Source organism: Corynebacterium tuberculostearicum (assembly GCF_030229345.1).
Taxonomy (GTDB): domain Bacteria; phylum Actinomycetota; class Actinomycetes; order Mycobacteriales; family Mycobacteriaceae; genus Corynebacterium; species Corynebacterium tuberculostearicum_G.
The window spans coordinates 113,977-122,857 of record NZ_JASPGP010000008.1 but is presented as its reverse complement, the minus strand read 5'-3'; the positions used below and the strand labels follow the sequence as shown (position 1 = coordinate 122,857).

Here is an 8,881-nt window from a genome sequence, read left to right as displayed (position 1 = left end):
CACCAGCCGAGAAAATGGCCGCACTGATAAACTCAACCGAAACATAAGAAGTGTTTCCACGACCACTAGAATCCGCCCGCGGTGGCATGTGAAATTTTGCAAAGGGGGCAACCGTAATCAGTGCGCATTGCAAAGTTTCGGGTTAGGATGACTAGCGAGCGGGTGATGTGTAACACATCAGTAGTAAATAGTGCTGTACAACACCACCGCCTGTAAATTTCTCCAGGAAAGGACACGCACCATGACCCTGTATGCAGCCCCCGGAACCGAAGGCTCCATCGTTGACTACCGCGAACGCTATGACAACTACATCGGCGGCCAATGGGTGGCGCCCGTCGATGGTGAATATATGGACAACATCAGTCCGGTAAACGGCGAGGTATTTTGCCAGGTAGCTCGCGGTAAAGAAGCCGATATCAACTTGGCTATCGATGTCGCGGAAAAGGCCTTCGAAACCTTCGGTAAAACCACCCCGGCCGAGCGTGCGTTGCTCCTGCACCGCATTGCGGACCGCATCGAGGAAAACCTGGAAAAGATTGCGGTCGCGGAAACTTGGGAGAACGGCAAAGCCGTACGCGAAACTCTGGCCGCTGATATTCCGCTAGCTGTGGATCACTTCCGCTACTTCGCTGGCGCCATCCGCGCCCAGGAGGGCCGCCTGTCCCAGCTCAACCAGGACACCGTGGCCTATCACTACCATGAGCCGCTCGGCGTCGTAGGCCAGATTATCCCGTGGAATTTCCCGTTGCTCATGGCCGCCTGGAAGATTGCGCCAGCGCTGGCTGCTGGAAACTGCATTGTCATGAAGCCGGCTGAGCAAACCCCAGCATCCATCTTGTTGCTCATCGATATCATCGGTGATCTTCTTCCTGCAGGCGTGCTCAATATCGTCAATGGCCTAGGTGATGAAGCCGGTGCGGCACTATCCGGTTCTGACCGCATTGCCAAAATCGCCTTCACCGGCTCTACCCCGGTGGGCAAGATCATCAACAAGGCCGCCGCTGACAAGGTCATCCCCGTCACTTTGGAGCTAGGTGGCAAATCCCCGTCCATCTTCTTCAAAGACATCATGGATGAAGACGATTCCTACCTGGAAAAGTGCGTGGAGGGCTTTGTCATGTTTGCCCTTAACCAAGGCGAGGTCTGCACGTGCCCATCTCGCGCACTGGTGCACGAAGAGATTGCAGATAAGTTCTTGGAACTGGCCGTTGAGCGCGTCAAGAAGATTAAGATTGGTCACCCGCTCGATACCGAAACCATGATGGGCGCGCAGGCCTCCCAGGAGCAGATGGACAAGATCAAGCAGTACCTGGAGATTGGTCCGCAAGAAGGTGCGGAGACCCTTGTTGGCGGCCACGTGAACAAGGTGGAGGGCCTAGAAAAGGGCTACTACATCGAGCCCACCGTGTTTAAGGGAAATAACGACATGCGCATCTTCCAGGAAGAGATCTTTGGTCCGGTGCTCTCCGTAGCTACGTTCAAGGACTATGACGAGGCGATCGAAATCGCTAACGCCACCAACTTCGGCCTTGGTGCCGGCGTATGGTCGCGCAGCCAAAACATCTGCTACCGTGCAGGCCGCGATATCCAGGCCGGCCGCGTGTGGGTCAATCACTACCACGACTACCCAGCGCACAGCGCCTTTGGTGGCTACAAGGAATCTGGCCTTGGCCGTGAGAACCACTTGATGATGCTGGGCCACTATCAGGAGACTAAGAATATGTTGGTCTCCTATTCGGATCAGCCGGCCGGCCTCTTCTAAAGTCCGTACCCCTCGGATTAGTTCGCGCGTGCCACTTGGCCTAGGCCACGCAAGAACTGTCGGTCCTCCCAATAGGTGCCATGATCGCCAGGGAGGCCATCCGCACCAGGAAGGGGAGTGGCACCAAAGGTATCAATGGTCGGATCGGGGCCATGGATGCCGGCGTGAGGCCCCGTCGTAATAGCGATGGGGTCGTTGGCGTTGGTGGCCGCCCAGATGCGGCCATGCAGTTCTGAGGCATGGTCAGCGCCCGTGCCGGGACTGCCGACGAGCACTACGTCATCAGCAATTCTTTCCTGCTTTGCGGCGTGCCCGGTGACAACAGAACCATAGGAATATCCCACAACGGTGCGCTTGGCCTGCGGATAGCGTGTACCGAGCGAGCGCTGAAACCGGGCGAGTTCTTGGCTGGCAGTTTTCGCAGGAGTGGCGTGGACCGCACGGGGTAGGGAGGATGGCGCCTGGTAGCCCAACCACACCACCGCCGGGCCGCCGCTGGCCTTGGCTAGATTGCGGCCGCGGTCCACCGCGCGCTGCCAGGTTTCTGGATCGGAGGAGTGAACTCCTTCCACAAAGGTGGTAAGCGATGCCGGCGTAGTCCGGAAGCCGCCGGGGTCCACCATGGCTACGAGCCGTCCTTCACTAGTTTCTAGCACCCGCATATCTGGGTTCTGCGCGGCTAGCTGAGAGACGTGCTCGCTGGCTTGGGCGAGGTTGATTTCGTGGACTGCATCCAACGGAAGATCGGAAAAATCCTCGAACCGGGCGGGTGGTTCCACCCCAGCAGGTGTACACAGCGCATCGATCTCTTGGGCGCACAACCAATCGAGGGAATCGCCCAGCGCCCGCACCTGATTCAACAACAGCCCAGCCGTGCTGGCTGCTACCCCGCTGCGCTCATCTACTTGTCCCAGAAATGCAATGATGCGGTCCTCGAGTTCCTCGCGGCGGGCCTGTAGGTCCGCGTGGAGTTCAAGGGTGGTGGCAACCTCCTCCATCTGGTGCAGGGGTTGTGCGAGCCAGTCGGTGTAGCCCGCCAAACTGGTGCGGGCGGCGTCACCGGCGGGGCCACCCAGTGATAGGCCACGCCAATCCTGGTGTGCATCTATAACACGAAATCGCAGTTCAGCGCGTTCGCTATGCAAGATACTGGCGCCATGTCTTAAAGCCACGGATAGGGTCATCGCGCATCTCCCAATGCCTGGCCCAGGCGGGAATCCACCCCGGCGGCAGTGTCGAGGAAGGCCTCAATGGAGCGCAATTGTCCGGCCGTGGCGTCCTCCGTTGCAGCCACGGCGCTGGACCAGGTGGCACGGGCTCGCTCTAGTGCGGCCGCGGTGCGGCAGGCGGTATCGAGCGCGGCCGTCGGCGGTGGCAGCGGAGGGCGCGCCATGAGGGAGCGGACGTAATCGGGCAGGTGCGTGGGAATTTCTACATAACTCATGCCCCTAAGCCTGAAGGACCACACAACGCCGCGCTAGGGGTAAAGGCGCAGCCTGTGGATAACTTTGCCCTGCTTCATTATTTTGGGAGGCATGAAGGTAGCAGCAGTGCAGTTAACGTCCACCGGAAATATCACCGAAAACCAGGAACTGGCCCTTTCCAAGATCCGTGAGGCGGCCGGAAACGGGGCGCGGTTAATCGTGCTGCCGGAGGCCACGGCGCAGAATTTCCGCTCCGGGCGCCTCGATGAACAGGCACAGACGCTCGAAGGCCCGTTCGCCACGGCGATCCAAGCGCTCGCAGAGGAGCTCGAGGTCACCGTCGTCGCCGGCATGTTCTGCCCAGCCGATACCGTGGAGCGCGACGGCAAGACCATTAATCGCGTAACCAATACGGCGCTCATTGCAGGCCCTGGCGTGCTGGGCGGCTACGACAAAATCCACACCTATGATGCCTTTGACTACCGCGAATCGGATACGGTCTTGGCCGGCGAATCGCTCGTGGCCTTCGACGTGGATGACCTTATTGTGGGCGTAGCCACCTGCTATGACATCCGTTTCCCGGAGCAGTTTAAGGAGCTGGCCAGCCAGGGCGCGCAACTCATTGTAGTGCCCACGAGTTGGGCGGATGGCCCCGGAAAGCTGGAGCAGTGGCGCCTGCTCACGGCCGCGCGTGCCTTGGACTCCACCAGCTATATCCTCGCGGCCGGCCAGTCGCGCCCAGGCGGTGACGCTGAGGCGGGCAATCCTTCCGGACCAACGGGCATTGGCCATTCCACCATCGTTGATCCGAATGGCGTGCGCATGGCCGAGGCCGGCTACGAGGATGACATCCTCTATGCCGACATCGATCCGAATGAGGTAGCGAAAACCCGCCGCGCCCTGCCGGTTGTGCCCACTGCGGACTAGGCCAGCGCCGCGTAGTCTTCCGGCTGCCAGCGCCCGTCGCGGCCCCAGCTAAGGACGTCGATCTGCTGCTTGCCGACGCCCCTTTGAACCAACCCTTCTTCACCCTCCACAACCTCGTCGGCCGGTCCGACGAGCAAGAAGCGCGGGGGAGCGCCTGTGGATAACTCCACCTCGTTGACTACTACATCGGTCGGTTCCCCGGAGACTACATAGTCGGCGCCGGGCGCCAATTCGCGGGCATTGAGCAACCACGGGTCTTTTTCTTCCCGCACGATACGGCGCACCGGTACTCCAAGGGCTGCCAGGTTCTGCTGGAAGTAGGTGTCATAGTGGGCGCCGGGGCTGCCCGCCACGGCAAACAGGCGCGGTACTCGGCCGCGGTCTATATCGTCCAGCGCGGCGAGCGCCGCGCAGCGAGCCGTGGCCCAGCCGGTGCCGTAGGCAATGATGACCAGTTCACCTGCGCCGGCGTTCTGGAGGCTAATGCCGCCGGCGGGCTGGCCTAAGGTCCACCAATCGCCGGGCTGCGCGTGCGCGAGGGACCGGGAAGCCTCGCCCGCGGTGGAGACATGAAAGACCACCTGGCCGGTTCCGTCGCTAGGCTGCGCAGGGGTGAGCATCCGCCATTGCCCGGGCAGGTACTGCGTGGTCACCGGAAAGTGCTGCCCCGGTTGATAAGGCACAGCCAGGCCAGCCTCCACGCGGATAATGGACGTCTCGCGAGTGGGGTGATCCACCGCCACCACTTGCGCCGAGTGCGCCGGTGCTTCGCCGGCGGCGTCGGACTCCCGTGCGGCGTCGGCCATCGTGGCGCATACCTGGTGGATGACGTCGCAGGCAAAGTTGTATTGATACTGCGTCAGTGCCAAAACCCGCAGTCCCGCCACGAGGGCATCGTCGAAGCGGGCATAGATTTCGGCCGGAAACCCATGCCGGCGGTGATCGCGGGCGAGCTGGGTGAGCTTTGCGGAGACGTCGGCAAGCAGGGGCTCCCCAGGCTCCGTATGCTCAATCACCCATGCCAGCGCAGGCACCATCGAGGTATGGGTATCGCGCATCGACAGGGCAAAAATCTGCCGGGATTCAGGCACCGCGTTAAAAAAATGCTCGTGCACCGCATCGCGGTACTCGTCTGCGTAATTTCGAAAATGCTCGCCCAATTCCCACATGTTTGACCATCCTAATGCGCGCCATGGGCGGAATGGGGCAGCGCGGTAGACGCTACCCACGATTTTCTTGCTGAGTAGGACTGCCAACGCATCGAAGAAAACCTCATTCCCCACTACTTTCCCGCGGTAGAACTCTGCGGGGCCGAACTGGACAGCGAGCTCGTGGGCCTTTACTGCAGCTACGGGTTCGCTATCACCGGCCGAGACGAGACCGATGCCGATGGCAGGCCCTATCCCATCCTGCATATGCGGCTGGAACCAGAGTCCCAGTCATAGGTCGAGGGCGGCACTGCCGATCACGATGCTGAGGTAAGAAGCCACGCCTCACATAGTAAGCGGGGGTGAAAAAGGGATCCTATGTTGTGGCTCACTTGTTGGAAGGTATTGTATTCCCTATCCGTCTGCCCTCTAACGGGGGCAAGCCGCCATAATTGCACAGCTAGAAAGGGTCCTCATGGAAGATTTTTCCGCTTATACGCTCATGTTGGATGTGGGCTGGATTTCTTTGCTCATGGTCATCGGCAACGTCCTGCGCCACCAGGTGAAGTTCATCTTCCAGGACCTGCTGCTGCCTGCCCCTATTACCGCCGGCCTCATCGGCCTGCTGGTAGGTCCAAACGTGCTGGGCTGGATCAACTTCTCCGATAATTTGGGTGACTACACCTCCATCCTCATCGCGGTGGTCTTTGCGTCTATGGCCTACTCCATGGAAGTGGGCGGCAACATGGGCAAGGGCGCGCGCAATATGTGGGGCTATTCCACCATGATGTTCACCGGCCAGTGGGGCCTGTTCATCGTGCTGGGCCTCTTCCTCTTTGCGCCGCTTTTCGATACCCCGAATTGGTTCGGCATGATGCTGCCCGTCGGCTTTACCGGCGGCTTCGGTACCGCCGCGGCCGTGGGTGGCGCGCTCGAGGGCGTGGGCGCCGATGCAGCCTCCTCGCTGGGCTTTACCTCCGCGACCGTCGGCACGCTGGCCGCCATCATCGGCGGCGTGATCGCCGGCAACTGGGGCATCCGCAAGGGCAAGGTCTCCCACGTGCCGAAGGAGCTGCCGGAAGAGCTGCGCCGCGGCTACATCAAAAACATCGATGAGCGCCCGTCGCTCGGCCGCGCTACTACCAACCCTTCCTCCATCGAGCCGCTCGCATTGCACTTCGGATTCATCATCCTGACCGTGATGACCGCTTACGGCATCAACCAGGGCCTGAGCAGCATCTGGGAAAACGTCTCCGTGCCGCTCTTTGCTATGTCCATGGTGGTGGGCCTTTTCTTCCGTGCGCTCATGAACTTCGTCGGCGCAGAGGATTACTTGGATAAGGACTCCATTTCTTCCATCTCCGGCGCGGCCACGGACTACCTCATTGCCTTCGGTGTTGCCGCCATTGTCCCGGCCGCTATTGCCTCCTACTGGCAGGCACTTCTCCTGCTCTTCGTCCTGGGCACCATCTTCTGCGTGTTCTTCTTGCTGTGGTTCCCGGCCGAGTTCTTTGGTGAACGCTGGATTGAGCGTGGCATCTTTGGCTGGGGCTGGGCCACCGCCACCGTGGCCACCGGCATCGCCATCCTCAAGATTGTGGATCCTAAGCTCAAGTCCGGCACGCTGTCCGAATACGGCATGGCCTATATCGGTTTCGGTCCCTTCGAAATCTCGTGGACCATCATCGCACCCATGGCCGTCATGTACGGATTCACCGGCCTCTTTGGTGCCATTTCCCTGGCCATTTCCATCGGCGTCTACATTGCCTTCAAATCCATGCGCCTTATGCCGCCGCGCGGCACTATCTTCCAAGAGGGCATCGGCCATGTAGGTCAGAAGCAGGCATAGCCGTGCTTGCCGACGCCCCCTTGCCAACCCCGCTGCAGAACCTGTGGCGGGGCCTTCTTATCAAGACTGTGCCTTCTAAGTGTGTCTTGACAGCCGAAATCTTGACTCCTGCACTGCCGACCCTCGGTGTAGAAGGTTAAGAAAAACCGCTAAACGTTAAGTATTCTCAGGCTATGTTTATATAAACAAATAATGATTGCATTGACCTTTCTGGAGGGTTGACCCTGCTGTTACTACTGTTCACATTTAAAATCTGGAGTCACTTGAAGCGTTAACCATTAGCAGGTATTGATTTACCTTAGAATTTGTTATAATTTCAGGGAATCAATCTCTGTCTTGATGAGGAACTAAATGTATGAGCTGGACGGCGCTTCCGCGCGAGTAGAAATTTTGGAAGCGGCCTTAGATATCGCTGGGACGCGAGGTGAACCTGCAGTAACCTTGGGGGAAGTTGCAAAATCCTTGCAGCGCCCGCTCTCGGATATTGAGGAAGAGTTCTCTTCCAGCTCAGAGATCCTTGATGCGATGCCCAATTTTCTGGATTGGCGTTTAACCAATTACATGGAAAAAGTGGTGGACCACCTTCCCGAAGGTGCGGGTGCCGCAGAGATTTTGAAGGCCTTGGGTGAAGGGTATTTCTTCTATTGCCAGGAACAGCCAGAGCTTTATGGCTATCTCTTTGAGAGATACCCGGCCTTGGACGATGTTCAGGTATGCAATATGGCCAAAGGTACGCATACTGGAAACTCGGGCGCAGATTTCGTAGTAAACGTGCTGAAGCAACTGGCTCAAGAACAGGGCGCCGTTGTGGGTGAAGATATTGCCCTTGGCGATATTGGTCGCATTGCTCTTGCAATCTGGTCAATTATTCATGGCCTAAGCCATCTCAGTACCAAGGGCGTAGTCCGTTTCCAGCATTCGGTCATTCGCATTGCCAACCTGAGGCAGACTGTCCAGTTGGTATTGGAAGCGATTATTGATTGGTTTGCCACCAAAGATATTCCAGAGCGTCGGCCAATTATGTATTCCGCGCGCGAAATTGTAGAGCAGGCAATGGGGCAGTGGGAAGCTCGTCCACTCGTTGCCCCTCAGAGCGTTGAGTCCTTGGAGTTTGAAAAGGCCAAGGATCTAATTATTGAAACGGCGCTCCACGTGGCGGCTCGAGAAGGCGTTAGTCGTTCCTTCTTCAAACAGGTGGCTCAAGAGCTGAATACCACTACGGATTTTCTCAACTCTGTGATAGACAATGACTTCGCGCTGCGGGAGTATGCCGAAGAGCGAGTGACCTTGGAAATGGCCGAGATGTTTGAAAAGGCAATCGGTTCTTTGCCGGCGGATACCGCCATTGTGGATCGCCTTCATATCGTGGCCTCTGTATATTTCAATTTTTCGATTCGCCATACTGAACGGTTCTGCGCGGTTATCGGCCTGGCTAATGGGTCGATCGTTCCGCATAGCGGTGACGGCAGCCCGCATGAAGGTATGACGGAAAATTTTGCCATCATGATGAAGCTTTTGCGCGAATTCATTATGGAGGCAGGAATTCAGCCGACAGATCAGCTGGTTTACTTGAGTGCCTTGGCCATGTGGGCGGGTGCTGACGGCGTATCCCATCTGTGCGCTTTGGGAGACTTCAGGGAGTACGAGGATGACCTGAAGTGGGGTCTCTTCTCCCAGGCGTTGACCTCTTCCTTCTTTGCGGTGGCGCATGGTCTGCAGTTGGTGGACAAAAACCTCCCATAGGTTGAGTGGAATAGACTCAACTTTGGGT

Annotated in this window: 7 protein-coding genes; 4 read left to right on the top strand and 3 right to left on the bottom strand. The window is 58.4% G+C overall.

The features are described from left to right. The first annotated feature begins 241 nt into the window (after window positions 1-241). Window positions 242-1,762: an acetaldehyde dehydrogenase ExaC gene (gene exaC, locus QP884_RS07195; RefSeq protein WP_284821516.1), complete on the top strand. Its 1,521-nt coding sequence runs from the start codon at window positions 242-244 to the stop codon at window positions 1,760-1,762. Between the two features lie 17 nt (window positions 1,763-1,779). On the opposite strand, the gene QP884_RS07190 is transcribed toward exaC, so the two are convergent. Both QP884_RS07190 and QP884_RS07185 read right to left on the bottom strand, forming a co-directional pair. Next, window positions 1,780-2,907, bottom strand: a complete 1,128-nt coding sequence (locus QP884_RS07190; RefSeq protein WP_284821515.1) for an alpha/beta hydrolase — start codon at window positions 2,905-2,907, stop codon at window positions 1,780-1,782. Window positions 2,908-2,942: 35 nt separating this feature from the next. Continuing rightward, entirely contained in the window at window positions 2,943-3,206 is a 264-nt protein-coding gene (locus tag QP884_RS07185; RefSeq protein ID WP_284821514.1) for a hypothetical protein, read from the bottom strand. A gap of 91 nt (window positions 3,207-3,297) precedes the next feature. On the opposite strand from QP884_RS07185, the gene QP884_RS07180 reads away from it, so the two are divergent. Next, window positions 3,298-4,113, top strand: coding sequence for a carbon-nitrogen hydrolase family protein (locus QP884_RS07180; RefSeq protein ID WP_284821513.1), 816 nt, complete (start codon window positions 3,298-3,300; stop codon window positions 4,111-4,113). On the opposite strand, the gene QP884_RS07175 is transcribed toward QP884_RS07180, so the two are convergent. Next, on the bottom strand, window positions 4,110-5,528 hold the full coding sequence (locus QP884_RS07175) for a 2-polyprenylphenol hydroxylase (RefSeq protein WP_284821512.1): 1,419 nt from the start codon (window positions 5,526-5,528) through the stop codon (window positions 4,110-4,112). The two genes, QP884_RS07180 and QP884_RS07175, sit on opposite strands and share 4 nt — an antisense overlap. 208 nt (window positions 5,529-5,736) lie before the next feature. Here QP884_RS07175 and QP884_RS07170 point away from each other — a divergent pair, with 208 nt between their 5' ends. Then, entirely contained in the window at window positions 5,737-7,110 is a 1,374-nt protein-coding gene (locus QP884_RS07170) for a sodium/glutamate symporter (RefSeq protein ID WP_284821511.1), read from the top strand. A 351-nt stretch (window positions 7,111-7,461) separates the two neighbouring features. Beyond that, window positions 7,462-8,853, top strand: a complete 1,392-nt coding sequence (locus QP884_RS07165) for a TetR family transcriptional regulator (protein WP_284821510.1) — start codon at window positions 7,462-7,464, stop codon at window positions 8,851-8,853. Window positions 8,854-8,881 lie beyond the last annotated feature (28 nt).